Annotated in this window: 28 protein-coding genes; 9 read left to right on the top strand and 19 right to left on the bottom strand. The window is 73.0% G+C overall.

Annotation, left to right across the window (positions count from 1 at the left end; genetic code table 11):
* Nucleotides 1-40: 40 nt before the first annotated feature.
* On the top strand, nt 41-1255 hold the full coding sequence (locus tag AMK10_RS02555; RefSeq protein ID WP_073744316.1) for a THUMP-like domain-containing protein: 1215 nt from the start codon (nt 41-43) through the stop codon (nt 1253-1255).
* Here the strand turns inward: AMK10_RS02555 and AMK10_RS02550 are convergent, their stop codons facing one another.
* The 7 genes from AMK10_RS02550 to tsaB form a co-directional block, all read right to left on the bottom strand.
* On the bottom strand, nt 1256-1903 hold the full coding sequence (locus AMK10_RS02550) for a hypothetical protein (protein ID WP_073744314.1): 648 nt from the start codon (nt 1901-1903) through the stop codon (nt 1256-1258).
* Nucleotides 1904-1972: 69 nt separating this feature from the next.
* Entirely contained in the window at nt 1973-2245 is a 273-nt protein-coding gene (locus tag AMK10_RS02545; protein ID WP_073745981.1) for a DUF1876 domain-containing protein, read from the bottom strand.
* Nucleotides 2246-2320: 75 nt separating this feature from the next.
* Nucleotides 2321-2785 carry a VOC family protein gene (locus tag AMK10_RS02540; protein ID WP_073744312.1) on the bottom strand — a complete coding sequence of 155 codons (465 nt, stop codon included), beginning with the start codon at nt 2783-2785 and terminating at the stop codon, nt 2321-2323.
* A 128-nt stretch (nt 2786-2913) separates the two neighbouring features.
* Nucleotides 2914-3183: a hypothetical protein gene (locus AMK10_RS02535; RefSeq protein ID WP_073744310.1), complete on the bottom strand. Its 270-nt coding sequence runs from the start codon at nt 3181-3183 to the stop codon at nt 2914-2916.
* Nucleotides 3180-4292: a tRNA (adenosine(37)-N6)-threonylcarbamoyltransferase complex transferase subunit TsaD gene (gene tsaD / locus AMK10_RS02530; protein ID WP_073744308.1), complete on the bottom strand. Its 1113-nt coding sequence runs from the start codon at nt 4290-4292 to the stop codon at nt 3180-3182. The genes AMK10_RS02535 and tsaD overlap by 4 nt, the downstream gene beginning before the upstream one ends.
* Nucleotides 4292-4783: a ribosomal protein S18-alanine N-acetyltransferase gene (gene rimI / locus AMK10_RS02525; protein WP_073744306.1), complete on the bottom strand. Its 492-nt coding sequence runs from the start codon at nt 4781-4783 to the stop codon at nt 4292-4294. Before rimI ends, tsaD begins: the two co-directional genes overlap by 1 nt.
* Nucleotides 4780-5427 (bottom strand): tRNA (adenosine(37)-N6)-threonylcarbamoyltransferase complex dimerization subunit type 1 TsaB, encoded by a 648-nt coding sequence (gene tsaB, locus AMK10_RS02520; protein WP_073745979.1) that lies wholly within the window; start codon nt 5425-5427, stop codon nt 4780-4782. Before tsaB ends, rimI begins: the two co-directional genes overlap by 4 nt.
* Before the next feature lie 194 nt (nt 5428-5621).
* Between tsaB and AMK10_RS02515 the strand changes: the two genes are divergently transcribed.
* Nucleotides 5622-6155 carry a hypothetical protein gene (locus AMK10_RS02515; protein ID WP_382565148.1) on the top strand — a complete coding sequence of 178 codons (534 nt, stop codon included), beginning with the start codon at nt 5622-5624 and terminating at the stop codon, nt 6153-6155.
* Nucleotides 6156-6184: 29 nt separating this feature from the next.
* Here AMK10_RS02515 and AMK10_RS02510 read toward each other — a convergent pair whose 3' ends face one another.
* The 8 genes from AMK10_RS02510 to glmS form a co-directional block, all read right to left on the bottom strand.
* Nucleotides 6185-6379 carry a hypothetical protein gene (locus AMK10_RS02510; RefSeq protein WP_073744301.1) on the bottom strand — a complete coding sequence of 65 codons (195 nt, stop codon included), beginning with the start codon at nt 6377-6379 and terminating at the stop codon, nt 6185-6187.
* A gap of 145 nt (nt 6380-6524) precedes the next feature.
* Entirely contained in the window at nt 6525-7058 is a 534-nt protein-coding gene (tsaE, locus tag AMK10_RS02505) for a tRNA (adenosine(37)-N6)-threonylcarbamoyltransferase complex ATPase subunit type 1 TsaE (protein WP_073744299.1), read from the bottom strand.
* A 19-nt stretch (nt 7059-7077) separates the two neighbouring features.
* A complete protein-coding gene (locus tag AMK10_RS02500; protein WP_073744297.1) occupies nt 7078-8304 on the bottom strand; it encodes an alpha/beta fold hydrolase in 1227 nt (408 codons plus the stop codon).
* Between the two features lie 56 nt (nt 8305-8360).
* A complete protein-coding gene (gene alr, locus AMK10_RS02495; protein WP_073744295.1) occupies nt 8361-9515 on the bottom strand; it encodes an alanine racemase in 1155 nt (384 codons plus the stop codon).
* 61 nt (nt 9516-9576) lie between these two features.
* Nucleotides 9577-9963 (bottom strand): DUF488 domain-containing protein, encoded by a 387-nt coding sequence (locus tag AMK10_RS02490; protein ID WP_073744294.1) that lies wholly within the window; start codon nt 9961-9963, stop codon nt 9577-9579.
* A 37-nt stretch (nt 9964-10000) separates the two neighbouring features.
* Nucleotides 10001-11452 (bottom strand): bifunctional ADP-dependent NAD(P)H-hydrate dehydratase/NAD(P)H-hydrate epimerase, encoded by a 1452-nt coding sequence (locus tag AMK10_RS02485; RefSeq protein ID WP_073744293.1) that lies wholly within the window; start codon nt 11450-11452, stop codon nt 10001-10003.
* Nucleotides 11453-11456: 4 nt separating this feature from the next.
* Nucleotides 11457-11825 (bottom strand): holo-ACP synthase, encoded by a 369-nt coding sequence (locus AMK10_RS02480; protein WP_073745977.1) that lies wholly within the window; start codon nt 11823-11825, stop codon nt 11457-11459.
* A 13-nt stretch (nt 11826-11838) separates the two neighbouring features.
* Nucleotides 11839-13686, bottom strand: a complete 1848-nt coding sequence (glmS, locus tag AMK10_RS02475) for a glutamine--fructose-6-phosphate transaminase (isomerizing) (protein WP_073744291.1) — start codon at nt 13684-13686, stop codon at nt 11839-11841.
* A 172-nt stretch (nt 13687-13858) separates the two neighbouring features.
* Here glmS and AMK10_RS02470 point away from each other — a divergent pair, with 172 nt between their 5' ends.
* The 7 genes from AMK10_RS02470 (at nt 13859) to AMK10_RS02440 (ending at nt 22036) form a co-directional block, all read left to right on the top strand.
* Entirely contained in the window at nt 13859-14464 is a 606-nt protein-coding gene (locus AMK10_RS02470; RefSeq protein WP_073744289.1) for an RNA polymerase sigma factor, read from the top strand.
* Nucleotides 14452-15417: a CU044_5270 family protein gene (locus tag AMK10_RS02465; RefSeq protein ID WP_073744287.1), complete on the top strand. Its 966-nt coding sequence runs from the start codon at nt 14452-14454 to the stop codon at nt 15415-15417. The genes AMK10_RS02470 and AMK10_RS02465 overlap by 13 nt, the downstream gene beginning before the upstream one ends.
* A gap of 362 nt (nt 15418-15779) precedes the next feature.
* A complete protein-coding gene (locus tag AMK10_RS02460; protein ID WP_241839462.1) occupies nt 15780-16727 on the top strand; it encodes a hypothetical protein in 948 nt (315 codons plus the stop codon).
* 4 nt (nt 16728-16731) lie between these two features.
* Nucleotides 16732-18294: a M16 family metallopeptidase gene (locus AMK10_RS02455; protein ID WP_073744283.1), complete on the top strand. Its 1563-nt coding sequence runs from the start codon at nt 16732-16734 to the stop codon at nt 18292-18294.
* Between the two features lie 90 nt (nt 18295-18384).
* Nucleotides 18385-19377, top strand: a complete 993-nt coding sequence (gene coaA / locus AMK10_RS02450; RefSeq protein WP_073744281.1) for a type I pantothenate kinase — start codon at nt 18385-18387, stop codon at nt 19375-19377.
* Between the two features lie 18 nt (nt 19378-19395).
* Entirely contained in the window at nt 19396-20358 is a 963-nt protein-coding gene (locus AMK10_RS02445) for a DUF389 domain-containing protein (protein WP_073744279.1), read from the top strand.
* A 118-nt stretch (nt 20359-20476) separates the two neighbouring features.
* The gene (locus tag AMK10_RS02440; protein ID WP_073744277.1) at nt 20477-22036 is read left to right on the top strand and encodes a PH domain-containing protein; all 1560 of its coding nucleotides are present in this window, start codon (nt 20477-20479) and stop codon (nt 22034-22036) included.
* A 53-nt stretch (nt 22037-22089) separates the two neighbouring features.
* Here the strand turns inward: AMK10_RS02440 and glmM are convergent, their stop codons facing one another.
* From glmM to AMK10_RS02420, 4 genes are all read right to left on the bottom strand, one after another.
* Nucleotides 22090-23448 (bottom strand): phosphoglucosamine mutase, encoded by a 1359-nt coding sequence (gene glmM, locus AMK10_RS02435; protein WP_073744275.1) that lies wholly within the window; start codon nt 23446-23448, stop codon nt 22090-22092.
* 218 nt (nt 23449-23666) lie between these two features.
* Nucleotides 23667-24194: a 30S ribosomal protein S9 gene (gene rpsI / locus AMK10_RS02430; protein ID WP_073744273.1), complete on the bottom strand. Its 528-nt coding sequence runs from the start codon at nt 24192-24194 to the stop codon at nt 23667-23669.
* 46 nt (nt 24195-24240) lie between these two features.
* Nucleotides 24241-24684, bottom strand: a complete 444-nt coding sequence (rplM, locus tag AMK10_RS02425) for a 50S ribosomal protein L13 (RefSeq protein WP_073744271.1) — start codon at nt 24682-24684, stop codon at nt 24241-24243.
* Nucleotides 24685-24911: 227 nt separating this feature from the next.
* Nucleotides 24912-26531, bottom strand: a complete 1620-nt coding sequence (locus AMK10_RS02420) for an ATP-binding cassette domain-containing protein (RefSeq protein WP_073744269.1) — start codon at nt 26529-26531, stop codon at nt 24912-24914.
* Nucleotides 26532-26555: the final 24 nt, after the last annotated feature.

Below are 26555 nucleotides of genomic sequence, written 5' to 3'. Positions count from 1 at the left end.
CCGGACCCGCCGCGTCCCCCGGCTGGCTCACAATGGAGGCGTGAACGCCCATCCCCCCGCCGATCAGCCCGACCCGCTCGCCGCCTTCGCCGCGCTGCGCACCCCCGAGGGCGCGGCGCTCCTGGAAGAGCTGCGCGACCACGACCCCTCCCAGGAGCTGGCCACCGCGACGCGGCTGCGCCGCACCCACCCCGCCGCCCTCGTGTCGGCGGCGCTCGGCCAGGCGCGGCTGCGGCAGCGCGCGGTCGCGAAGTTCGGGGCGGCGGACGCGTACCGCATGTTCTTCACCCCGAACGGCGTGGAGCAGGCGACCCGCACCTCGGTGGCAGCCCACCGTGCCGGGCGGTTCGCCGCGCTCGGTGTGCGCGGCGTGGCCGATCTGTGCTGCGGCATCGGCGGCGACGCCATCGCGCTGGCCCGGGCCGGCATCCCGGTGCTGGCCGTGGACCGCGACCCGCTGACGGCGGAGGTCGCCCGCGCCAACGCCGAGGCGCTCGGCCTCCAGGGACTCGTCGAGGTGCGGTGCGCCGACGTCACGGAGATCGACACCTCTCCGTACGACGCGGTCTTCGTCGACCCGGCGCGGCGCGGCGGACGCGGCAGGATCTTCGACCCCGAGGCCTATTCGCCGCCGCTCTCCTGGGCGACCGGGGCCGCGCTGAAGGCGCCCCGCGCCGCACTGAAGATCGCCCCCGGCGTCCCCCACGAGGCGATCGACCCGCGCGCCGAGGCCGAGTGGATCTCGGACGGCGGCGATGTGAAGGAGGCGGTGCTCTGGTTCGGTGAGGGCTTCGCCCCCGGCGCCTTCCGCGCCACGGTGCTTCCGTCCGGCGCGACCGTCTCCAGCGACGGCCCGCTCCCCGCCCCGCCGGTCGGCCCCGTCGGCCGGTATCTGCACGAGCCCGACGGCGCCGTCATCCGCGCCCATCTGGTGGCCGACGTCGTGGAGCGGTGCGGGGGCAGGCTGATCGACGAGACGATCGCGTACGTCACCAGCGACGCGCCGTACGCCTCGGAGGTCACGACCGCGTACGAGATCACCGACCAGCTTCCCTTCAACATGAAGAAGCTGAAGGCCCTGCTGAGGGAGCGTCAGGTCGGTGTCCTGACCGTCAAGAAGCGCGGCTCCGCGGTCGAACCCGAGGAACTGCGCCGGAAGATGAAGCTCCAGGGGCCGCACGCGGCCACGGTCTTCCTGACCCGGGTGGCCGGGGCCCCGACGATGCTGGTCGGGCAGCCGGTGGAGCGCCCCTGATCAGCCGCCCGCCCCGGCCGGCGGCGCCTGATCGCCGACGAGCACCCGCAGCACCCAGCGGCGGTGGGCGAACGCCTTGACCAGCCCGGTCAGTCCGGTCAGCCAGCCGAGGAAGCCGAGCCCCACCAGCCAGGCCACCAGCCCGTACGTCTCCTGGCCGGCCCTCGCGGTCGCGGGCACGACGACACAGCCGAACAGGCCCGCCGCGCAGAGCGTGAACGACAGCAGCAGCCAGGCGAGACTGGTCTGCGGCCTGCGCAGGGGCAGGTCACCGGCCGGGTCGCGGTCGAGCCCGCCCCACTGCACGAGAAGGCGGTGGACCCGCAGGTCCCTCGCCACACCCATGGACAGCAGGATGGCGGCGGGGACCAGCACGGCGGCGCCGATGGCGACGCAGATGACGCCCGGGATCATGCCGAGGGGGTCAAAGGCGTCCTCGAACATCAGGAACGCCGATCCCACGAGGGACCAGCCGAGCGCGGCGACGCCCGCCCACATCCACAGGATTCCGAGCCGTCCGGGGCCGATGAACATCTTCACCAGCTCGCCGAGTATCAGCGCGCGGTCCCTCAACAGGGCTTCCCTGTCCGGCCATGAACGGATCCCGGCAGGCGGGGGCGGCGGCGGAAGCGGTGAACGGCTGGGCATGGCCCAGAGATTACCGATCGCGCGCGCCGCCCTCCGGCGGCGGAGCGGGGCCCCGCGGCGACGAGGGCGTCAGGTCAGCGGGTACGACGTCCTGCCGGAGGCCTCGTCGATCTCGTCGTGCGCCTTGGTGAGCAGCTTCATCGCCAGTTCGTTCAGCGCACGGGCCCCGGCGATCTCCTCACCCACCCGTGGCTGTTCCTTGTCGGAGGGGTGACGGCTGGCGTAGCCGTGCGCCCGCACCTCCGACCCGTCGCTGAGCCGTACGAGAGCCGCCGCGCGGGTGCGGTGGGTGTCCTCCTCGAATTCCAGCTCGACGTGCCATCCGACGACTGTCTCCATCATGACGGTCACCTCCCGGAGATCCTGCTTCCAGGGTGCGCCCGTTCACCCGCCCGCGCACGGCGTGGAACCGGGGGCTCAGGCGTTCTCGATGGCCCGCACGTCCAGCTTGACCATGCCCATCATCGCCTTCATCACGCGGTCCGCCCGCTCCCGGTCGGGACCGGCGATCAGCTCGGGCAGCACCCTCGGCACGATCTGCCAGGAGAAGCCGAACTTGTCCTTCAGCCAGCCGCACTGGCTCTCCTCGCCGCCCTCGGTGAGCTTCGCCCAGAACCGGTCGACCTCTTCCTGGTCCGCGCAGTCCACGCTCAGCGAGACGGCCTCGCTGAAGGTGAAGGCGGGACCGCCGTTGAGGCCGATGTACTCCTGGCCCGCGAGCACGAAGTCCACCGTCAGGACCGAGCCGGCCTCACCGGGCGCCGAGCCGGTGTTGCGGGTGACGCCGAGGACGCGGGAGTCACCGCCGAAGACGGACACGTAGAACTCGGCCGCCTCCTCCGCACGGTCGTCGAACCAGAGACAGGGCTTGATCTTCTGCATGGCCTTCTCCTTGCGTGAGGAACGTCGTCGTCCGCTGTGCAAGGTAGACCGGCCCCGGACCGGAAACTCATCGGCACGGACCGGGACACACCGGGCCGCGCCGGGCCGCGCCGGGCCGCGCCGGGCCGTCAGCCGGACGCCGGACCGAGGGACTCGAAGCGCCAGCGGTGCACGGCGCGCGTGATGAGCGCGGCGTCGGGCTCCGGGAGCTCCGGCAGCTCCGCGTCGTACGCCGCCTCCCACCAGGTCAGGACGAGCACCCTGTCCTGCGGGGCGCGCAGCAGCTCGCTGCGCAGCGGCTCCCGGGCCAGCTCGGCCGTACGGGCCCTGGCCCACTCCAGCAGTTCCGCGCCGCGGCCGTCGGCGGCGCGGGCCTCCCACATCAGGGCGACGGTCATGAGTACAGGTTGTCCTTGCTGACCTCGTGCACGTGGTCGTGGCCGTGGCTGTGGCCGTGGCCGTTCGTACCCGGCACATGGGTCTCGGTGACCGGGAGCGAGGAGTCCGCGGACAGGTCCAGGTCGGAGACCGGGCGGTTGCGCGCCACCATCTCCGCACCGAGCGCCGCGACCATCGCGCCGTTGTCCGTGCAGAGCCCCGGCCGGGGGACCCGCAGCCTGATCCCGGCCCTCTCGCAGCGCTCCTCGGCCAGCGCCCGGAGCCGCGAGTTGGCGGCGACGCCGCCGCCGATCATCAGGTGGTCGACACCCTCGTCCTTGCACGCCCGCACGGCCTTGCGGGTGAGGACGTCCACCACGGCCTCCTGGAAGGACGCCGCCACGTCGCGTACGGGTACGTCCTCGCCGGCCGCGCGCTTCGCCTCGATCCAGCGGGCCACGGAGGTCTTGAGGCCGGAGAACGAGAAGTCGTACGCGGGATCGCGCGAGCCGCTCAGGCCGCGCGGGAACGCGATCGCCTTCGGGTCGCCCTCCCTGGCCAGCCGGTCGATGACCGGCCCGCCGGGGAAGCCGAGGTCCAGGACCCGGGCGATCTTGTCGAAGGCCTCGCCCGCCGCGTCGTCGATGGTCGCGCCGAGCGGCCGGACGTCGTTGGTGATGTCCGGGGCCAGCAGCAGCGAGGAGTGCCCGCCGCTGACCAGCAGCGCCATCGTCGGCTCGGGCAGCGGGCCGTGCTCCAGCTGGTCGACGCAGATGTGCGAGGCCAGGTGGTTCACCCCGTAGAGCGGCTTGTTCAGGGCGTACGCGTACGCCTTGGCGGCCGACACACCGACGAGCAGTGCCCCGGCGAGCCCGGGGCCGGCCGTGACGGCGATGCCGTCGAGGTCGCGGGCGCTGATCCCGGCGTCCTTCAGGGCGCGCTCGATGGTGGGGACCATCGACTCCAGGTGGGCGCGGGACGCGATCTCCGGGACGACGCCGCCGAAGCGCGCGTGGGTGTCGACGCTGGACGCCACGGCGTCGGCGAGGAGCGTCGTCCCGCGCACGATGCCGACGCCCGTCTCGTCGCAGGAGGTCTCGATACCGAGTACGAGAGGTTCGTCAGCCATCAGTCTGTCTCTGTTCCTTGTACGGTCAGGCGCATGACGAGTGCGTCGATGTTCCCCGGCTGGTAGTAGCCCCGGCGGAAGCCGATGGGTTCGAAGCCGAAGCGTTCGTAGAGCTTCTGCGCGCGGGTGTTGTCGACCCGGACCTCCAGGAGCACCGCGGTGCACTCGAAGGCGGTGGCGTGCCGGAGCAGGTCGCCGAGAAGTTCGGAGCCGAGGCCGCCGCCCCACTGGCTCCGGCTCACGGCGATCGTCTGGACGTCGGCGAGGTCGCCGGCCGAGGCCAGGCCCGCGTAGCCGACGATCCGGCCGTCGGCGGGGTCCTCGGCGACGACGTAACGGTGGGTGGCGCGTGGTCCGCGGGCGTGGGCGAGCTCGGACCAGAACATCCCCGCCGACCAGGCGTCGTCGGGGAACAGCTCGTGCTCCAGCTCCAGCACCGGGTCGATGTCCCACCAGCGCATCTCGCGGAGCACAGCGGTCGCGGTGGTCACTTCGGGGTGACCACCTTGTAGTTCTTCGGGACCTGGGCGTCGGGCCTGCGCAGGTAGAGCGGCTGCGGGGGCAGCAGCGCGGCACCGGCGGCCAGCCGTTCGGCGGCCAGGGCGGCGAGCGCCCCGGCTGATACGTGCTCCGGGCCGCGGGCGTCGGGGAACGCCTCGGGGTAGAGCAGGGCGCCCGCGCCGACGACGGGCAGTCCGGCGAGCCGGCCGGCGATGTCGGCGGGCCGGTCGACACCGGGCTCGCCCTCCCGGGTGCGGTGGTCCTCGTAGCGCGCCCAGTAGACCTCCTTGCGGCGCGCGTCGGTGGCGACGGCGAAGGGGCCTTCGAGGCCGTCCCGCCCGGCCGCGTACGCGAGGGCGTCGAGCGTGCACAGGCCGTGCACCGGCACGGAGAGGGCGGATCCGAACGTCGCCGCGGTGACGAGGCCGACGCGCAGCCCCGTGTACGGGCCGGGGCCGACCCCGACGACCAGGCCGGTGACGGAGTCGAGCTTCACTCCCGCCTCGGCGAGGACCCGGTCGACGGCGGGCAGCAGCAGCTCCCCGTGCCTGCGGGCGTCGACCTGGCCGGTCTCGGCGACGACGGAGTCCCCGTCGTGGAGGGCGACGGTGACGGCGGGGGTTGCGGTATCCATGGCGAGCAGCAGCACACAAACAGCCTACGGCTCCGCCGACTCGGCCATGACTGCCCGTGGAGCGTCCCGGCCTGCCCTTCCGCTGCTGGTACCGTCGCCCGGGTACACGCGTGTACGACGTAAATGCTTGTACGACATGCGACGGACGGCATTCGAAAGGGGAGCTCACGGTGGCAAGGGGAAGCTCGGGAATCGTGGCCGGGCTCACTGCCGCGGCGGTGGCCGTGGTCTGTTTCCTCGCCTACCAGGCATCGGCGAACGCGCCCGACTCGCTCGCCGCCCCCTCCCCCACGGCGTCCGGCTCGGCCGCCCTGCCCTCCGAGAAGCCGAAGGCCACGAAGGATCCGCTCGCGGTCCCCGCGGACTCCGACACGGGCACCCGTGTCGTGTACTCGCTGAAGGACCGCCGGGTGTGGCTCGTGGACGGCGGGGAGAAGTCGCTCCGGACCTTCGCGGTCATGCCGAGCTCCGTGAACCCGCTGCCCGGTGCGTACCAGGTGACCTCGCGCTCCGGCAGCATCAAGGGCTCGGACGGCGTCCTGATCGAGCACGTCGTGCGCTTCGCGAACGTCGACGACATCTCGGTGGGCTTCAGCGCGGCGCAGGACGGCTCGATGCGGAGCCCGGACCCCACGATGAAGACCGGCGGGGTGCGCATGAAGCGGGCCGACGGCAACGCGCTGTGGACCTTCGCGACGGTCGGCGTGAAGGTCGTCGTCGTCCCGTAGCCGGAACCGGACCGGTCCGGACGGGGTTGCTAGGCGGCGTCGCGGCCGGCCACCGGCCTGATCGCGTCCTCGTCGTCCTCGCCCGCCTGCTCGTCACGCGGCGGCGTCGAGACCGCCGTCGCGGCCGCGCACGAGGCCAGCAGGTCCTTCATCGACACGGCGGACACCGGTGGCGGCTCCGCCCGCGACGACTGCGGCTGCACTTCACGCTCGGGTGCCGGCATGCTGCCTCCTCGGGCTTCGTCGAGGAACATGGTTAGGTAGACCTAACCCATCCCTGTAGCCATGGGACCACGACGGACGTCTCCCGCGCAACATTTTACCGACGACCTGTCGGAAAGCGTCGGAATGTACGGGCCCCGGGCACCCTCAGCGTGCCGCCAGCTCCTCGCGCAGTCCCGCCCAGCGGGCCCCGATGCCCACCAGCGTCACCGTGCGCCGCTCGTCGTCGGTGTCCCCGACCGCGCGGTCGATCACCACCTGGAGCCGGTCGTCGGACAGCTCCTCGACCTTGCCGTCGCCCCACTCCACGACGATCACGGACTCCGGCAGCGAGACGTCGAGGTCCAGGTCCTCCATCTCGTCGAGGCCGCCGCCCAGGCGGTACGCGTCGACGTGGACCAGGGCGGGCCCCTCGCCCAGCGGCGGGTGGACCCGGGCGATCACGAAGGTGGGCGAGGTGACGGCGCCGCGTACGCCGAGGCCCTCACCGAGGCCGCGGGTCAGGGTGGTCTTGCCCGCGCCCAGCTCGCCGGTGAGCATCACCAGGTCGCCGGGGGCGAGCACACCGGAGATCCGGCGCCCGAGTTCCTTCATCTCTTCGGGGGACTCGACGGCGACGTCCACGGTGACGGTGCCCGGTGCGGCGGTGCCGGTCACCGGGCCGTTGTGCGCTGCTTCCATGCCGACCAACGTTAGAGGATCAGCGCGCCTCGGCCGGAACCGCTCCGATCCGCACCAGCAGGTCCGCGAGCCGGTCCGTGACCGTCTCCGGGTGCTCCAGCATCACCAGGTGCCCGGCGTCCGGCACGATGACCAGCTCGGCGTCCGGGAGCTCGTCCGCGATGGCCTCGCTGTGCGAGCTGGGCGTCACGAGGTCCTTGTCGCCGGCCAGGATCAGCACCGGGATGTCACGGAAGGCGGGCAGCGCCCCGCTCTTGTCGTGCTCGGTGAACGCCGGGTAGAACTCGGCGACCACATCGATCGGGGTCGACTCGATGAGCCGCTCGGCGAACCGCGCGACCGCCGGGTCCACATCGCGCGAGCCGAACGAGTACCGCTTGATCAGCCCCGCGAAGAGGTCGGCCGTCGCCCGCCTGCCGCGCTCCACCAGCTCCGCCTGCGAGCCGAGCGCCTTGAGCACGCCGGGCAGCACCCGGCGCACCGCGTTCACCCCGGCCACGGGCAGCCCGAAGTTCACCTCGCCGAGCTTGCCGCTCGACGTCCCGACGAACGCCACCGCGGCCACCCGGTCACGGACCAGCTCCGGGTGCTGGTCGGCGAGCGCCATCATCGTCATGCCGCCCATCGAGTGCCCGACGAGCACGAGCGGCCCCTTGGGCGCCGCCGCGTCGATGACCGCCTTCAGATCCCGGCCGAGCTGGTCGATGCCGACCGGCACGCCCTGGGCCTGCGCCCGCCCGCGCTCCGAGCGGCCGTGGCTGCGCTGGTCCCAGTGGACCGTGCGCACCAGGCCGCGCAGCGCGGCCCGCTGGAAGTGCCAGGAGTCCTGGCCCAGGCAGTAGCCGTGGCTGAAGACGACGGTGAGGGGCGCGGGGTCCTTGCGGCCGAAGAGCCTGCGCCGTCGCGAGCCGGGGCCCGCCGCGGCACCCGCCCCCGGACCCTGGCCCGCGGGGCTCGTCCCGCCGTCCGGCTCGATCTCGTCGATCTCGTAGTACAGCTCGGTGCCGTCGTCCGCGACCGCCCGGCCCGGCTGCCCGCGCAGGGAGCCGTACGGTCCGGAGGCGTCCAGGGCGAGGCGGGCCTTCTTCCGCATGCCCCGGCCGACCGTGAGCCGCTCCACGGCGACACCGGCGGCGGCGCCCGCGGCGATGACGCCTATCGCCGCCCCGGCCACGCCCGCCCGGCGCCAGCCGGCCGCCGCGACGGCCGCCGTCGCCACCACGTCCTCCGCGCTGGTCTCGCTCACCGTGCCGTGCTCCTTCGTCGTGGTTGTCGTCGGACCATGATCCCGGCCGGACGGGCTCAGTCCCGGCCGGAGTCCTCGTGGACATGGACGCGGGGGACGCGGGTGCCGATGCGCGTGACGATCTCGTACGCGATCGTGTCCGCCGCCACCGCCCAGTCCTCCGCGCTCGGCTCGCCCCGGTCGCCCGGCCCGAACAGCACCGCCTCCGCGCCCGCCGCGAGGGGGGCTCCCCCGAGGTCGACCACGAACTGGTCCATCGCGACGCGCCCCGCGATCCTGCGGACGGCGCCCCCGACGAGCACCGGGCCCCGGCCCGAGGCATGGCGCGGGATGCCGTCGGCGTAGCCGAGCGGGATCAGGGCGAGCGTGGTCTCGGCGGTCGTCGTGTAGTGGTGCCCGTAGCTGATGCCGTGCCCCGGGGGCACCCGCTTGACCAGCGCGACGGAGGCCGCGAGCGTCATGACGGGGCGCAGCCCGAAGTCGGCGGGGGTGCCCAGCTCGGGGCTGGGCGAGATGCCGTACATCGCGATCCCGGTGCGCACGAGGTCGAAGTGGGACTCTGGCAGCGTGAGCGTCGCCGGGGAGTTGGCGATGTGCCGCACCTCGGGCGTGACGCCCTCCTTCTCGGCGTACGCCACCATGTCGCGGAACACGTGGAGCTGGGCCGCGATCGACGGGTGGCCCGGCTCGTCGGCGCAGGCGAAGTGCGACCAGAGGCCGGTGATCCGCAGGGTGCCCGCGTCCTCGGCGGCGCGGGCCGCGGAGACGAGTTCCGGCCAGTCGGCGGGCTGGCAGCCGCTACGGCCGAGGCCCGTGTCGGCCTTGAGCTGGATCCTGGCGGGGACGCCGGCGGCCGTGGCGGCGGCGACGACCTCGTCCAGCGCCCACATCCCGCTCACCGAGACATCGATGTCGGCCTCGACGGCCTCGCGCCAGGGGCCGCCCGGCGTCCACAGCCAGCACATCACCCGGCCGCCGATCCCGGCCGCGCGCAGCGCGAGCGCCTCCTGCGGGGTGGCGGTTCCCAGCCAGGTCGCCCCGGCCTCCAGTGCGGCCCTGGCGCAGGGCACCGCCCCGTGTCCGTACGCGTCGGACTTCACCACGGCCATGAGCTGTGCCCCGGACGCCCGCGCGCGCAGCGTGCGCACGTTCGCGCGCAGTGCGGCCAGGTCGATCTCGGCACGGGCTCTCAGGGTCGCTGTCTCGTTCATCGCGCCCAGTCTCTCAGAGGCGTACGCCTGTGCCCTCGACCTCCTGTGCCCGGTGAGGCGGTCACCGGTGGTCGAGGGCGTGCTCCAGGTGTTCGACGAGGACCGGGACATGGCTGGCCGGGACGTCCTTCACGGCGGTGAGGAGCGTGACGGGGCCGCCCCCTCGGACCAGGGCGAGCAGCGTCTCGACGGCCTCGGTGTGGACGGGGTCGGCGAGCTCGGTGCGGTAGCGGTCCACGAAGTCGTCGTACCGCTCGGCGGTCCGGTTCTCGTGGTACCAGGTGCGGAGCTCCTTCGAGGGCGTCACGTCCTTGGCCCACACGTCGACCGCCGCGTGCTCCTTGGAGAGCCCGCGCGGCCAGAGCCGGTCGACGAGCACGCGGGTGCCGTCGTCGTCCTCCGGCGGGTCGTACACCCTGCGTACGCGAATGCCGCTGCCACTGGCCACGAGCGATCACCTTCCGTTCCCGTGCCTCCAGCCTGGATCAGGCCCGCACGTCCCGCCAGGCCGCCGGGATGGCGTCGGCGACGTCCTGCGCGGCGACCGGCGCCCCGTCCGAGGCCCGGCGCGCCGCGAGCCCGTGCAGATGGGCGCCGACCGACGCGGCGTCGCGCGGCGCGAGGCCCGCCGCCAGCAGCGATCCGGTCAGCCCGGACAGCACGTCGCCGCTGCCCGCCGTGGCCAGCCAGGACGTGCCGGTCGGGTTGACCCGTACGGGCGTGTCCCCGGGCTCCGCGACCAGCGTCGTCGAGCCCTTGAGCAGCACCGTCGCGCGGTAGCGCGCGGCCAGTTCCCTCACGGCGGCGAGCCGCCCCGCCTCGACCTCCTCGCGCGCCACTCCCAGCAGCGCCGCGGCCTCGCCGGCGTGCGGGGTCAGGACGGTGGCGGCGGTCCTGGCGCGCACGGCCCCGGCGTCCATCAGCCGCAGCCCGTCCGCGTCGACCAGCACCGGCACGTCGGCGGCCAGCACATCGGCCACCGCCGACGCCGACGCCGGGGAGTCGCCGAGCCCGGGGCCGACCACCCAGGCCTGCACCCGCCCGGCCCCGGACGGCGGGCCGGGGTGCACCAGGGTCTCCGGGAAGCGGGCGATCACCGCCCGTGCGCCCGGTCCCGCGTACCGCACGGCTCCCGCGCCGCCCCGCAGCGCCCCCGCGACGGCCAGTACGGCCGCGCCCGGGTAGCGCTCCGAGCCGGCCGCCACCCCGACGACCCCGCGCCGGTACTTGTCGCTCCCGGCGCCGGGCACGGGCAGGAGGGCGGCGACGTCGGCGTACTGGAGCGCCTCCAGGTCGGGCCGGGCGGGGAGTTCCTCCGCCAGGCCGATGTCGATGAGCCGCAGGGCGCCCGCGTGTCCGGCGGCCGGGTCGACGAGCAGCCCCGGTTTGTACGCCCCGAAGGTGACCGTCGCGTCCGCCCGCACGGCCTCGCCGAGCACCTGCCCGGTGTCCGCCTCGACCCCGCTGGGCAGGTCCACGGCGAGCACGGGCGCGCGGCCCGCGGTGACGGCGCGCACCAGCTCCGCCGCCTCCGGGCGCAGCCCGCCCCTGCCCCCGATGCCGGTGATGCCGTCCACGACGAGGTCGACGGGGCCGAACGCCCCGAGGTCGGGGCCGTCCAGGACCTGCCCGCCCGCCGCCAGCAGGGCGGCCAGTCCCGCCCGGTGCACCTTGTCCGGCGAGGTCAGCAGGGCTCGCACCCCGGCACCGCGCCGGGCGAGTCTGGCGCCCGCGTACAGCGTGTCGCCGCCGTTGTCCCCGCTGCCGGCCAGGAGGAGCACCCGGGCCCCGTACACCCGCCCGTCGCGCCGGAGCAGATCTCCGCAGGCCACGGCGAGTCCGGCGGCGGCCCGGCGCATCAGCTCGCCCTCCGGCAGCCGTGCCATCAGCGCCTGTTCGGCGGCCCGTACGGTCTGGACGCTGTACGCATGTCGCATGGGCTCAACCCTCCGCGATCACCACGGCCGACGCCACCCCCGCGTCGTGGCTCAGCGAGACGTGCCAGCTGCGTACGCCGAGCTCGGCCGCCCGTGCCGCGACGGTGCCGCGGACCTCCAGACGGGGCTGCCCGCTGTCCTCGACGCACACCTCGGCGTCCGTCCAGAGCAGCCCGCCCGGCGCCCCGAGCGCCTTGGCCAGGGCCTCCTTCGCGGCGAACCGGGCCGCCAGTGAGGCGATCCCCCGCCGTTCCCCGCCGGGGAGCAGCAACTCCCGCTCCAGGAAGAGCCGCTCGGCGAGCTGGGGTGTCCGCCCCAGCGCGGCGCCGAAGCGTTCGATCTCGGCCACATCGATCCCGACCCCAATGATCACGCGTTCCACTCACTCATTCGACTGTCACGGACTTCGCCAGATTGCGCGGCTGGTCCACCTCGTTGCCCCGGGCGGTCGCCAGCTCGCAGGCGAAGACCTGCAACGGCACCGTGGCGACCAGTGGCTGAAGCAGCGTAGGCGTGGCCGGGATCCGGATGAGGTGGTCGGCGTACGGGACGACCTCCTCGTCGCCCTCCTCCGCGATGACGACGGTACGGGCTCCGCGGGCCCTGATCTCCTGGATGTTGGACACGATCTTGTCGTGCAGCACCGAACGGCCGCGCGGGGACGGCACGATGACGACGACCGGCAGCCCTTCCTCGATGAGCGCGATCGGCCCGTGCTTGAGCTCCCCGGCGGCGAAGCCCTCGGCGTGCATGTAGGCGAGCTCCTTGAGCTTCAACGCGCCTTCCAGGGCCACCGGGTAGCCCACGTGCCGGCCGACGAAGAGCACGGTGTCGTGGGAGGCCAGCGAGCGGGCCAGTGCGCGTACGGGCTCCATCGTCCCCAGGACCCGGTCGACGGCACCGGACATCTCGGAGAGCTGGCGCACCACAGTGCGGATCTCGTCGCCCCACTTGGTGCCGCGCACCTGGCCGAGATAGAGCGCCACGAGGTAGCAGGCGACCAGTTGTGTCAGGAACGCCTTGGTGGAGGCGACGGCGACCTCGGGTCCGGCGTGCGTGTAGAGCACGGCGTCCGACTCCCTGGGGATGGTCGAGCCGTTCGTGTTGCAGATGGCGAGGACCTTGGCGCCCTGCTCGCGGGCGTGCCGGACCGCCATGAGGGTGTCCATGGTCTCGCCCGACTGCGAGATGGCGACGACGAGGGTGCGCTGGTCCAGGATCGGGTCGCGGTAGCGGAACTCGCTGGCCAGCTCCGTCTCGCAGGGGAGCCTGGTCCAGTGCTCGATGGCGTACTTGGCGATCATCCCGGCGTGGAAGGCGGTCCCGCAGGCGATGACGACGACCTTGTCGATCTCCCGCAGCACGCTCGGCGCGATGCGCACCTCGTCGAGGTGGAGTTCGCCCGAGACGTCGACACGGCCGAGCAGCGTGTCGGCGACGGCCTTGGGCTGGTCGGCGATCTCCTTGAGCATGAAGGAGGCGTAACCGCCCTTCTCGGCGGCCGACGCGTCCCAGTCCACGTGGTACTCGCGCACGTCGGCGGGGAAGCCGTCGAAGCCGGTGACCGTGACGCCGTCCCTGCGCAGCTCGACCACCTGGTCCTGGCCCAGCTCGATCGCGGACCGGGTGTGCGCGATGAAGGCGGCGACGTCGGAGGCGAGGAACACCTCGCCCTCGCCGACGCCCACCACGAGCGGTGAGTTGCGCCGGGCGCCGACCACCGCGTCGGGCTCGTCGGCGTGGACGGCGACCAGGGTGAACGCGCCCTCCAGCCGCCGGCAGACCTGGCGCATGGCCTCGGCCAGGTCGCCGCCCGACGAGTAGGCCTCGGCCAGCAGATGGGCGACCACCTCGGTGTCGGTCTCGGACGCCAGGTCGTGGCCCCTCCCGGCCAGTTCCTCGCGCAGGGCGGCGAAGTTCTCGATGATCCCGTTGTGCACGACGGCGACCCGGCCCGCGTTGTCGAGGTGCGGGTGGGCGTTGGCGTCGGTGGGCCCGCCGTGCGTGGCCCAACGGGTGTGCCCGATCCCGGTGTTCCCGGCTGGCAGCGGCCGGTCCTTGAGCTCCTTCTCCAGGTTGAGGAGCTTCCCGGCCTTCTTCGCCGCGGCCATGCCTCCGTCCGCGAGGATGGCGACCCCCGCGGAGTCGTACCCCCGGTACTCCAGCCGCTTCAGCCCCGCGACAACGACATCCTGCGCCGACTGCGTCCCGACGTAACCCACGATTCCGCACATAACGCCACCATAAGGCTGGTCTCCCCGGCGGGGGCCGAGCACAAGTGCCTGCCGCTGCGCCAAACGTGTCTGTCACCCTGTCGGTCGGGGCCGCCGGTGCGCCCCGTGAACCTTTCCGGCCGCTGCGGGCAACAACGGGTACCAACTCACCGACCGGACCGCTGGAGGCGCTGTGCCCGGACTGAGACCACCACCGGCCGGGCCGGACGACTGCGAGGTGATCGCCGGGTCGCTCCAGGATCCGGAGCTCTTCGCCCGGCTGTACGACCGGCACGCGGCGGACATACACCGGTACACCGCCCGCCGCCTCGGGGAGGGCGCGGCGGACGACATCACCGCCGAGACGTTCCTCGTGGCGTTCCGCACACGGGGCCGCTACGACGCCTCCCAACGGCTCGCCCGGCCCTGGCTGTACGGCATCGCCGCCAACCTCATCGGCAGGCACCGGCGTTCCGAGGTGCGCGCCCTCAAGGTCCTGGCGCGTACCGGTGAGGACCCCGTCGCCGCGTCCTGGAGCGAGCGCTCGGACGACCGGATCGCCGTACAGGCGCCACTGGCCGGGGCGCTCGCCACGCTCTCCCCCGGGGACCGGCACGTGCTGCTGCTGGTCGCCTGGGCCGACCTGGGCTACCAGGAGGTGGCCGACGCGCTCGGCATACCGCTCGGCACCGTCCGCTCCCGGCTCAACCGCGCCCGCCGCAAGGTCCGCGAGGCGCTGCGCATCGACCCCACGTTCACCCCGGAACGACAGGAGCTGAACCCGTCATGGACGAAATGACCCGGCTGCGCGAGTTTCGCGCGGACGCCCCCGCACCGGACCGTGGAACGCTCGCCCCCGGCAGGCAGCGCCTGACCGACGCCGTCGCCGGCGGGCGGCGCGGGTTCCGGGGCCGCCCCGACTGGCGGCTCGCCTCGCTCGGCGCGGCCGTGGCGGTCACCGTGGCGGCGCTGCTCGGCACCCAGCTGCTCGGCGCCTCGGGCCCGCGCCCCGCCGAGCCCGCCGCGGCGGCGGGCGCCCTCGACCTGTCGGGCCCGGCCGCGACCCTGGGCCGGGCCGCCGGCTTCCTGGAGGGCCTGACGCCTCCGCCGGAACCCCGCGACGACCAGTGGATCTACACCCGAACCGTCATGGCACCCCCGGAGCTGAAGGCCGGGGCCGGCGACCCGGCTCTGTTCCGGTACGACCCCGACTCCTGGGTCCGATACGGGGACCTCACCGTGGAGAAGGACCAGTCGGACGACGACCGCTCGGCCCGCGAGATCTACCGGGCCGCCGCCGCCCTGCCCGAGGACCCCGAGGCCCTGCTGGCCCAGGTCCGCGAGCTCTACCCGGCCGCCGACGGCGAGGACGAGGAGCAGCAGGAGTTCCGCGGACTGGGCGTGCTGGTCGAGTCCTACCCGGTTCCGCCGGCCGCGCTCGCCCGCATCTACCGGGCGATGGCCACGATCCCGGGCGTCGAGATCACGAACCACCTCGTCGAGGACGCGGCGGGACGCGAGGCCATCGCGGTCACCCGGGACGAGGAGGGCACCCACCAGCGCCGGGAGATCCTGCTCTCCCCGTCCGACTACGGCTTCGCGGGCCTGCGCTTCCGGGTCACGGAGGACTACGAGATGGAGATGCCCAAGGGCATGCGGGGCCCCGGCCAGAAGTACACCGCCGGTGACATCCCCCTCGACCAGGCCCGCACCGAGGCGGCCGTTGTCGACGCCCAGGGCGCCAAGCCCTGAGCCACGCCTCCCCCATGACTCCCGGCCGGGGCCCGGTGTCCGCCGCAGGGGGGCGGACACCGGGCCCCGGCCGGGTGCGGTGCACGGCTGGCGAAGGGGCGGACACGGGGCCGCCCAGCCGGGTGCGTGCACGGCGCGCGAGGAGGCGGGCAGGGCCGCCCGGGGGCGGGTGCGGTGCACGGCACAAGGCCGTACGAGGCGCGTCGGTGCCCCGGGTTGATCAAACCCGTGCCGCTGCCGGGCGGGGGCTGCTAACCTGCGGCTTCCCCCCTCGCCAGCTGCCCGTCACCCGCCTGTGTGCCCGCCTTCCTCGGCTCCCTCCGAGTCCGTGCGGCACCGGCGCGCCCGCTCCGAGGATGGCCATGTCCCCCAGCGCTCCCCCGATACGCGCGGAGTTCGACCCGTGCGTCGCCCTCCCCTCCCTGGCCGCCCTGCGGGCAGCCGTGCGCGAAGACGACTGGGACACCGTGGAGGCGTACTTCGACTTCCTCGACCACGAGGACGACCGTGCGGTCGCCGCCGGGGTCGTCGACCGGATGAGCGTCTCCCAGCGGTTCCTGGAGAGGGCGGTGGCCACGCGGCCGCACTCGGCACTCGCCCGTACCCTGCTCGCCCGGCGCTACATCGTCGTCGGCTGGGACGTCCGCAGCGCGTACACCGCCGAACACGTCTCGCGTGAGCAGTTCCAGGAGTTCCACGCCTGGCTGCGGCGCGCGGAGCAGCTGCTCATCGAGGTATGCGCCGAGCACCCCGGGTACGCGATGGCCTGGGCGGCCCGGCTGACCACCGCGCGGGGTCTCCAGCTCGGGCCGAGCGAGGTGCGGCGGCGGTACGAGCGGCTGGCCGAGAACCATCCGCACCACATCGCCGCGCAGTCCTCGCTGCTCCAGCGGCTGTGCCCCAAGTGGGGCGGGAGCTGGGAGGAGGCCCACGCGTTCGTCGGGGCCTGCGTGGAGTCGGCTCCTCCCGGCAGCCATGCGGGCCGGCTCGTCGCCGAGGTGCACCTGGAGCGCTGGCTGGACGACTCAGGCGAGGGCCACAGCCGCCATCTGCGCTCGGCGCAGGTCCGGGACGAGATCCTGGCCGCCGCCGCCCGGTCCGTACAGCATCCGGACTACCGGCCCGGCTTCGACTGGGTCGCCGACCACAACACCTTCGCGGGGGCGCTCTGCCTGGGCGGGCACCACCGCGAGGCCGCGCCGTTCTTCCGCACCCTCGGCGACAAGGCCACCGCGTCGCCGTGGGAGCACGTCGGCGACAAAGAGGTCCAATTCCTCAAGCACCGCAGAACCGCGCTGGCGAAGGGCTGAACCGATGTCCCAGGAAACGCGGGGGCCCGGCCCCCTCACGGCGCCCGTCCTCCGGACGGAGGTCGACGGCATCCGCACCGTGCTCGCCGCCGGCTCGGGCCAGGTGACGGGTGGCCTCTTCTTCCGGGTCGGTGTCGCCGACGAGACGCTCGCCACGACCGGCATCACGCACCTCGTCGAACACCTCGCCCTGCACCGTCACGGCCTGTCCGACCTGCACTTCAACGGCGCCACCACGGCCACGTACACCCTCTTCCACGCCACGGGCACCGCCGAGGAGGTCGTCACCTACCTCAACGGTGTCTGCGCGGCCCTGCGCGACCTGCCGCTCGAACGGCTGGAGACCGAGCGCGAGATCCTGCGCACCGAGGCGGCGAGCCGCGGCCGCGGCCCCGGCCACCAGCTGCCCCTGTGGCGTTACGGCGCCCAGGGCTACGGCCTCAGCAGCTACGGCGAGCACGGCACCTGGCATCTGACGGCCGACGACGTACGCGACTGGGCGCGCACCCGGTTCACCCGCGACAACGCGGTCCTGTGGATCACCTCCGCCACCGTGCCCGAGGGCCTGGACCTCACCCTCCCGGCGGGCACGCCGCACCCGCTGCCCACCCCGTCCTCGGCGCTTCCCGTCACTCCCGCGTACATCGCGGGCGGCAGCGGCGGTGTGGTCATGGACGGCATCGTCCGGCGCTCGACGGCCGCCTCCGTCCTCACGGAGGTGCTCGGCCGCGCGCTCTACACCGACCTGCGGCAGAAGGGCGGCTACTCCTACGCCACCGACGCCCACTACAGCCCCCGCGACAACGACTTCGCGACGGTCACCGCGTTCGCCGACGCCCTCCCGCAGAAGCAGGACGCCGTGGCCGGGGGTTTCGTCGACGTACTGGCCCGGCTGCGAGCCGGTTCCATCGAGCAGGCGGAACTCGACTCGGCGCGGGCCAAGATCCTCAAGCAGTACGACATCCCGGACGTCGCCGCCGCCCAGCTGCCGTCGTACGCCCTGAACCTGCTGACCGGGCACCGCCACATCACCTACGACGAGCACCGGGCCGAACTCGCCGCCGTCACCGTCGACGACCTGCGCGAGGCCGCCCGCGAGCTGCACTCCACGGCCCTGCTCCAGGTCCCCGGCGGGGGCGCGGAGTGGGCGGGTTTCACGGCCGCGCCGCAGTGGTCGTCCGGCACCTCGCCGGTCTCGGGCAGCCGGCACCGTTCCCTGGAGGACGACTCCGTCCTGCTGACCGTGGCCCCCGACGCGGTGTCCCTGACCACCCCCGCCGGCCGCGTCGTCATCCGCTACGCCGACTGCGCCGCCCTCCTCGTCCACCCCGACGGCGGCCGGCACCTCACGGGCCTGGACGGCTTCCAGATCCGGGTGGAGCCGACGCTCCACGCGGGTCTCACACCGGACCGCACGGCCGTCATCGACGCCGCGGTACCGCCGTCCGCGGTGGTCCGCATGCCGCCCCGCGCCCCGGAGGACGTCCCCCGCCCGGAAGGCCGCGGCAGAGCGCGCCGCGCGGCCTCCTCCCGGCTGGGCGCACTCCTCGGACGGCTCAGGCGCTGACCGGGCCGGGCCGGTGCGGGCCGCCGGATCGCTCCCCCACGTGACCGACCCCACCCCCCACTCCGTTAAAACTCCCGCAACAATGAGTACGTGATCACTTCGCCCGCACGGAGCTCCCGCCGCACCGAGCACGCGCCGACGCCCTACGTCGACCTGACCCGGGCGGAGTGGAGCGCACTGCGTGACAAGACCCCGCTGCCGCTGAGCGCCGAGGAGGTCGAGCGGCTCAGAGGGCTCGGTGACGTCATCGACCTCGACGAGGTGCGGGACGTCTATCTCCCGCTCTCCCGGCTGCTCAACCTCTACGTCCAGTCCACCTCGGTCCTGCGCGGTTCCCTGAACACCTTCCTGGGGGACGCGGGCAACGGGCACGGGGAGCAGCGCGGCACCCCGTTCGTCATAGGGGTCGCCGGAAGTGTGGCCGTCGGCAAGTCCACCACCGCCCGCATCCTCCAGGCGCTGCTGGCGCGCTGGCCGGAGCACCCCCGGGTGGAGCTGGTGACGACCGACGGCTTCCTGCTGCCGATGAAGGAGCTCGAAGCGCGCGGGCTGATGTCGCGCAAGGGCTTCCCGGAGTCGTACGACCGGAGGGCGCTGACCCGGTTCGTCGCCGACATCAAGGCCGGCAAGGACGAGGTGACGGCCCCCGTCTACTCGCACCTGATCTACGACATCGTGCCGGGCGAGCGGCTCACCGTACGCCGCCCGGACATCCTGATCGTCGAGGGGCTGAACGTGCTCCAGCCCGCGCTGCCCGGCAAGGACGGCCGGACCAGGGTGGGGCTGGCGGACTACTTCGACTTCAGCGTGTACGTCGACGCGCGCGCCGAGGACATCGAGACCTGGTACCTCAACCGCTTCCGCAGGCTGCGCGAGACGGCGTTCCAGAACCCGTTCTCGTACTTCCGCAAGTACACCCAGGTCTCCGAGGAGGAAGCGCTGAACTACGCGCGCACGATGTGGCGGACCATCAACAAGCCCAATCTCCTGGAGAACGTGGCACCGACGCGCGGCCGTGCCACCCTGGTGCTGCGCAAGGGGCCGGACCACAAGGTGCAGCGCCTTTCACTGCGCAAGCTCTGATCCCGGAAAGGGTGCACCGTGCTGCATCTGCGCCTCATCGTGCCGTCCGACCGCACCGATGAGGTGGTCGGACTGATCGAGCGGACCGTGGGGACCGCCCATCTCGCGGTGCTCGACGGTGCCGCCCGGAGCCCTGCGGGCGACGTCGTCCTGTGCGACGTGGCCCGGGAGGCGGGCGACGAACTCATCGGCGGCCTGCGGAAGCTGGGGATCGACGACTGCGGCTCGATCACCGTCGAGAACATGGATCTCACCCTGTCCCGGCACGCCGACGACGCCGAGCGTGCGGCGCCGGGCGAGGGGGCGGACGCGGTGCTCTGGGAGGAGCTGACCGAGGTCACCCACGAGGAGTCGACCTTCAGCATCACCTATGTGTCCTTCCTCGCCATCGCGACGATGCTCGCCGCGTGCGGCGTGATGCTGGACAACGCGGTGCTGATCGTGGGCGCGATGGCGGTGGGCCCGGAGTTCGGCCCGCTGGCCGGGATCTCGACGGCGCTGGTGCAGCGGGCGCCGAGGCTGGTGGCGCGGTCGCTGTGGGCGCTGATCGGCGGCTTCGTCGTGGCGATGGCCCTCACGGCGGGCTTCGCCTGGCTGATGGACGTGCTCGGGCTGTTCACCGAGGACATGGTCGAGGCCGACCGGCCCAACACCGGCTTCATCTGGCACCCGGACTGGATGTCCTTCGTCGTGGCGGTCCTGGCGGGCATCGCCGGGACGCTCTCGCTGACGTCGGCGAAGTCCGGGGCGCTGATCGGTGTCGCCATCTCGGTGACCACGGTTCCGGCAGCGGCCAACGCCGCGGTCGCGTTCAGCTATCAGGACCTCCCGCAGACCTGGGGATCCACGGGCCAGCTGCTGGCCAACCTGGGCGGCATCGTCCTCGCCGGGACGGTGACGCTGCTGGTGCAGAGGGCGCTGTGGGCCTGGCAGCGCCGGAGGGGCCCGGCGCCCCGACGGGTGTCCGTCGACTCCAACTGACGCCGCGCAACGGCCGGATGGCGGGCGGACGAGGTGAAGACCCGGCAGCCGGACGGGGCCTGACGCTGCCGCACCCCTGACAAGCGGGCGCGGACCCGCTGGTGGCACCATCCCGGGTATGACCGATGCCCGGGACGTGAGCTTCCATCCGCACCGGCGGCGTGCCCTGGGGTGGTCCGCCGCCCTGGGAGCGGCCGGGGCGGCGCTGGCCGCGGTGCGCGCGGTGCACGTGAACGGGCTCCTGGACGTGTGGCTGGCCGTGGGCCTGCTGGCCGCGCTGCTGGGCCTCGTCTGCGTGTACGCGGCCACCACCAGGGTGAGCGCGGACGCCCACGGCCTGCGCACCCGCACCCTGCTGCGCCGCAGGGACATGCCGTGGTCCGGCATCGCGGACCTCCGGACGTACATCCAGTACGGGCGGAACCAGGAGATCCACCGCGTCAGCGTGCTGCTGGTCGACGGGCGTACGCGACGGCTGCCGCTCCCGCTGAGCGCGTCCGCGGCCGACCGTCCGGAGTTCGAGGCGCGGCTGGCCGAGCTCCGCGCCCTGCACCGCCGTCACGGCGATCCGCAGTCCCGCCACGTCCCCGTCATCTCGTACCGGGCCGCCGGGCGCGGCACGGCCGTGCAGGCCGTCCTGTGCCTGCTGCTGCTCGCGGGCGCGGGCCTGGCCGTGTGGTTCGTGCCGGTGGCCGGGGAGGAGAAGGAGGCGTGGGCGTCGGCCGTCCCGTGCGCCTCAGGGACGGCCGACGCGGAACGCGCGGAGTGCCTGAGCACCCTGCACGCGGTCGTCGAACGGGTGGAGATCACCAAGGGGAACGCGAGCGACTGGCTGTACTTCGCGGACGGCCGGCCGCTGGAACGGCTGGGGGTCTCGCGGGAGGGGGCCCGTGGGTTCCACCCCGGTGACGAGGTCGAACTGACCGTCTGGCGGCACCAGGTGAGGGAGGTGACCGGGGAACACCACGTGTGGCGCGAGCACTTCACCGGCGCCGGGGAGGTGGCCGTGATCGCCGCCGTCTGCGCGCTCGGCGCGGGCTACCCGGGCGCCCGGGTGCTGCTGCACCGGCGCGGGCGCCGGCTGCCGGACGACGAGGTCCTGCCCTCCGCCCTGCCGTTCGCCGCCGCGCTCGCCGGTACGGCGGTGTGGCTGCTGCCGCTCTGCTACCTCCACCCCATGGGCCCGGCGGGCTCTCCGGTGGCCCTGGTGTGGGCGGGGTCGGGCGCCGTGGCCACCCTCGCGATGTCCGTCTGGGCCTGGCGCGCCACCCGCATCCGTACGCCCGGCGACGGCGCGGGCGTTCCCGCCCAGGAGCGGTGGGAGAAGGGCGACCGGTTCCTCGCCGCCCGGTTCCTGGAGGACACCGACTACAACCCGAACCGCTTCGGCACCCACATCGTCCTGGGGGACGGTCCGCTCGCGGTGACGCCGCACCCGGGCCCGGGCAGGTTCGCGGCGAGGCCGATCCCGGTGGAGCGCCTCACCGTGACGGGTGTGCGGCGCGTCCGGGGCAGCGACGGCGACACCGTCGGCAGGGGCTGGCACATCGCCGAGCTCGACGACGCGGGCGAGCCCGTCCGGCTCGCTGCGGCACCCGCCGACCTGACCCGCATCCTCCAGGAGCTGGAGGCGGGACGCAGGACGGCCCCGGCCGTGGGGCCGGGGCCGTCCGTCTGACCGCATCACGTGCCGGTCCGGCGGAGGTGCGTGTCCGTCCGGCCGGCGGTGCGTCAGCCGAGCGCGGACTTCACCACGTCGGCCAGCTGTCCGGCCACCGTGCGCGCCTGCTCGATGTCGGCGGCCTCGACCATGACCCGTACGAGCGGCTCGGTGCCCGACTTGCGCAGGAGCACCCGCCCGGTGTCGCCCAGCTCGCGCTCCGCCCGGGCCACCGCGGCGGCCAGCTCGGGCGAGGTGTCCACGCGGGACTTGTCGACGTCGGGGACGTTGACCAGGACCTGCGGGAGGCGCTGCATCACGCCCGCCAGGTCGGCGAGCGTCCGGCCGGTCGCCGCGACCCTGGCCGCGAGCATCAGCCCGGTCAGCGTGCCGTCACCGGTGGTGGCGTGGTCCAGGACGATGACGTGGCCGGACTGCTCCCCGCCCAGCGCGAAGCCCTCGGCCTTCATCGACTCCAGGACGTAGCGGTCGCCGACGGCGGTCTGGACGAGCTGGATGCCCTCCCGCTCCATCGCCGTCTTGAAGCCGAGGTTGGACATGACGGTGCCGACGACGGTGTCCTTGCGCAGCTGGCCCGCCTCGCGCATGGCGAGGGCGAGCACGGCCAGGATCTGGTCGCCGTCGACCTCGGCGCCGGTGGCGTCCACGGCCAGGCAGCGGTCCGCGTCACCGTCGTGCGCGACGCCGAGGTCCGCGCCGTGCTCGACGACCGCGGCCCGCAGCAGCTCCAGGTGGGTGGAGCCGCAGCCGTCGTTGATGTTCAGGCCGTCCGGCTCGGCGCCGATGGTGATCACCTCGGCGCCGGCGCGGGCGAACGCCTCGGGCGAGACGCGGGCGGCGGCGCCGTGCGCCTCGTCGAGGACGACCTTCAGCCCGTCGAGCCGGTTCGGCAGGACGCCGATGAGGTGGGCGACGTAGCGGTCGAAGCCCTCGGCGTAGTCGGTGACCCGGCCCACGCCCGCGCCGGTCGGGCGGGCCCAGGGCTCGCCCGTGCGGTGCTGCTCGTAGACCGTCTCGATGCGGTCCTCCAGCTCGTCGGCCAGCTTGTGGCCGCCGCGGGCGAAGAACTTGATGCCGTTGTCCGGCATGGCGTTGTGACTGGCCGAGAGCATGACACCGATGTCCGCGCCGAGCGCGCCGGTGAGATACGCCACGGCGGGGGTCGGCAGCACGCCGACCCGCAGGACGTCCACCCCGGCACTGGCCAGGCCGGCCACGACGGCGGCCTCCAGGAACTCTCCGGACGCGCGGGGGTCGCGGCCCACCAGGGCGGTCGGCCGGTGCCCCTCGAAGGTGCCCGCCTCGGCCAGTACGTGCGCCGCCGCGACCGAGAGGCCGAGCGCGAGCTCGGCTGTCAGGTCCGCGTTGGCGACACCGCGCACGCCGTCCGTGCCGAAGAGTCGTCCCACTGGTGTCCTCCGAAGGTGCTCCGAAACCGCAAAACCAAAGTACTCAAAAAAGGGCAAAGCAAGGCAAGGCGCAGCAAAGAGGGTACGGCAATGCCCCAGGCCCTATAAACATGCAAACGTCTTAAGCCGTTATACGCCCGCGAGGGCTGATAAACGAACGCCCCAGCAGCACGAGGTGTGCCGCCGGGGCGAACGTGTAATGCAGACGAGCAGGCGATTTAGCGCTTGCTGTACTGCGGAGCCTTACGGGCCTTCTTGAGACCGGCCTTCTTGCGCTCGACCGCACGGTCGTCGCGGGAGAGGAAGCCGGCCTTCTTCAGCGTGGCGCGGTTGTTGTCCACGTCGGCCTCGTTCAGCGCGCGGGCCACGCCGAGGCGCAGGGCACCGGCCTGACCGGAGACGCCGCCACCCGAGATGCGGGCGATGACGTCGTAGCGGCCGTCGAGCTCGAGCACCTTGAAGGGCTCGTTGACTTCCTGCTGGTGCACCTTGTTGGGGAAGTAGTCCTCAAGGGTGCGACCGTTGATCTTCCACTTGCCGGTGCCCGGGATGATCCGGACGCGGGCGATGGCGTTCTTGCGACGGCCAAGGCCGGCCGCGGGCTGCGGGTCGCCGAAGCGGCCGGCGAGCGACTCGGAGGTGTACTCACCCTCGACGGGGACCTCCGACTCGAAGGTGGTCACCTCGGCGAAGGTCTCTTCGCCCTCGGTGCCCTCGACGGGCGTCTCTGCAGTGGTCTCGGCCACGATTCTCCTCAGATCTTTCTTTAACGTCTTAGGGGGGAGGCCGGAACTACTGCGCGACCTGGGTGATCTCGAACGGGACCGGCTGCTGCGCAGCGTGCGGGTGCTGGTCGCCCGCGTAGACCTTGAGCTTCGAGATCATCTGACGACCCAGGGTGTTCTTGGGGATCATGCCCTTGATGGCCTTCTCGATGGCCTTCTCGGGGTTCTTCGCGAGGAGCTCGTCGTAACGCACCGAACGGAGACCGCCCGGGAAGCCCGAGTGGCGGTACGCCATCTTCTGGGTCTTCTTGTTGCCGGAGAGGTGGACCTTCTCGGCGTTGATGATGATGACGAAGTCGCCCATGTCCATGTGGGGGGCGTAGATCGCCTTGTGCTTGCCTCGGAGGAGGTTCGCGGCCGTGGTGGCCAGACGGCCGAGGACGATGTCCTCAGCGTCGATGATGTGCCACTGGCGAGTGACATCGCCGGGCTTGGGGCTGTACGTACGCACTTCGTAGCCTTCGCTTCTTCAGTGGATGAGGTCCAGACACATGGCACCCCTGAAGCGATCATGCAGCTGGGGCTCACAATGCCGGGGACACTGCCCGTATGCGAGCCACTGGTAACTGCTCCAGAGAACCTACGCAACGGCTCTTCGTCCGAGAAGGACGAGGCCAGTACGTATAACAACCCCCGACAGTACCCGCCCCGGCCGGGACGGGTCAAAACGCGCCGGCCCTACCGCTCCCGCTGGACCCTGCGCTCGTCCCAGACCGGTTCCGCGGACTCCCGGACCACTCCGTCCGAGCCGAAGACCAGGTACCGGTCGAAGGACTTCGCGAACCAGCGGTCGTGCGTGACGGCCATCACCGTGCCGTCGTACACCTCCAGCCCGTCCTGGAGCGCCTCGGCCGACTCCAGGTCCAGGTTGTCCGTGGGCTCGTCCAGCAGCAGCGCGGTCGTGCCGGCCAGCTCCAGGAGCAGGATCTGGAACCGTGCCTGCTGCCCGCCGGACAGCCTCTCGAAGGCCTGGTCGCCCTGGCGCTCCAGCTCGTAGCGCCGCAGCACCCCCATCGCACCCCCGCGGTCCTTGGCGTGCTCCGACCAGAGGATCTCCACCAGCGTCTTGCCGAGCAGCTCCGGGTGGGCGTGGGTCTGGGCGAAGTGGCCGGGCACGACCCGCGCCCCGAGCTTCCACTCCCCGGTGTGCGCCACCGGCTCCCCCGCCAGCAGCCGCAGGAAGTGCGACTTCCCCGACCCGTTGGAGCCGAGGACGGCGACCCGCTCCCCGTAGTAGATCTCCAGGTCGAACGGCTTCATCAGACCGGTGAGCTCCAGGCCCGTGCACGTCACCGCGCGCACCCCGGTCCGCCCGCCGCGCAGCCGCATCCTGATGTCCTGCTCGCGGGGCGGCTCCGGCGGCGGTCCCGCCTCCTCGAACTTCTTGAAGCGGGTCTGCATCGCGTGGTAGCGGTTCGCCATGTCGGGGCTGTTCGCCGCCTGCTGCCGCATCCGCAGGACCAGCGCCTTCAGCCGGGCGTGCTCCTCCTCCCAGCGCCGCAGCAGTTCCTCGAAGCGCGCGAAGCGCTCCTTGCGCGCCTCGTGGTACGTCCCGAAGCCGCCGCCGTGCACCCAGACGTCCGAGCCGGCCGGGCTGGGCTCCACGCTCACGATCTTCTCGGCGGCCCGCGAGAGCAGCTCCCGGTCGTGGGAGACGAAGAGCACGGTCTTGCGGGTCTCCCTGAGCTTCTCCTCCAGCCACCGCTTGCCGGGGACGTCCAGATAGTTGTCCGGCTCGTCCAGGAGCAGCACCTCGTCCGGGCCCCTCAGCAGGGCCTCCAGGACGAGCCGCTTCTGCTCGCCGCCGCTGAGCGTGCGCACCTCGCGCCACTGCGCCTTCTCGTACGGGACACCGAGCGCGGCCATGGTGCAGATGTCCCAGAGCGTCTCGGCCTCGTATCCGCGCGCCTCCGCCCAGTCGCTCAGCGCCTGCGCGTACGCCATCTGCGCGGCCTCGTCGTCCACGGCGAGGATGCGCTCCTCGGCCGCGTCGACGGCCTCCGCCGCCTCCCTGATGCGAGGCTGCGCCACGGAGACCAGCAGGTCACGCACGGTGCGCTCGTCCCGTACGGAGCCGACGAACTGGGCCATCACACCGAGTCCGCCGCTCACCGAGACCGAGCCGCCGTGCGGCTGGAGCTCCCCGGCGAGCAGCTTCAGCAGCGTGGACTTGCCCGCGCCGTTCGCCCCGACGAGGGCGACGACGGCACCGTCCGCCACCCGGAACGAGGCATCGCCGAGCAGCACCCGCCCGTCCGGTAGGTAGTACTCCAGGTGGCCTGCTTCAAGATGTCCCATGACAGCATTGTCACGGCCCGAGAA

The sequence above is a fragment of the Streptomyces sp. CB02058 genome, assembly GCF_001905505.1.
Taxonomy (GTDB): domain Bacteria; phylum Actinomycetota; class Actinomycetes; order Streptomycetales; family Streptomycetaceae; genus Streptomyces.
The sequence above is the reverse complement of the archived record's forward strand: the minus strand, read 5'-3'. Positions and strand labels throughout refer to the sequence as shown.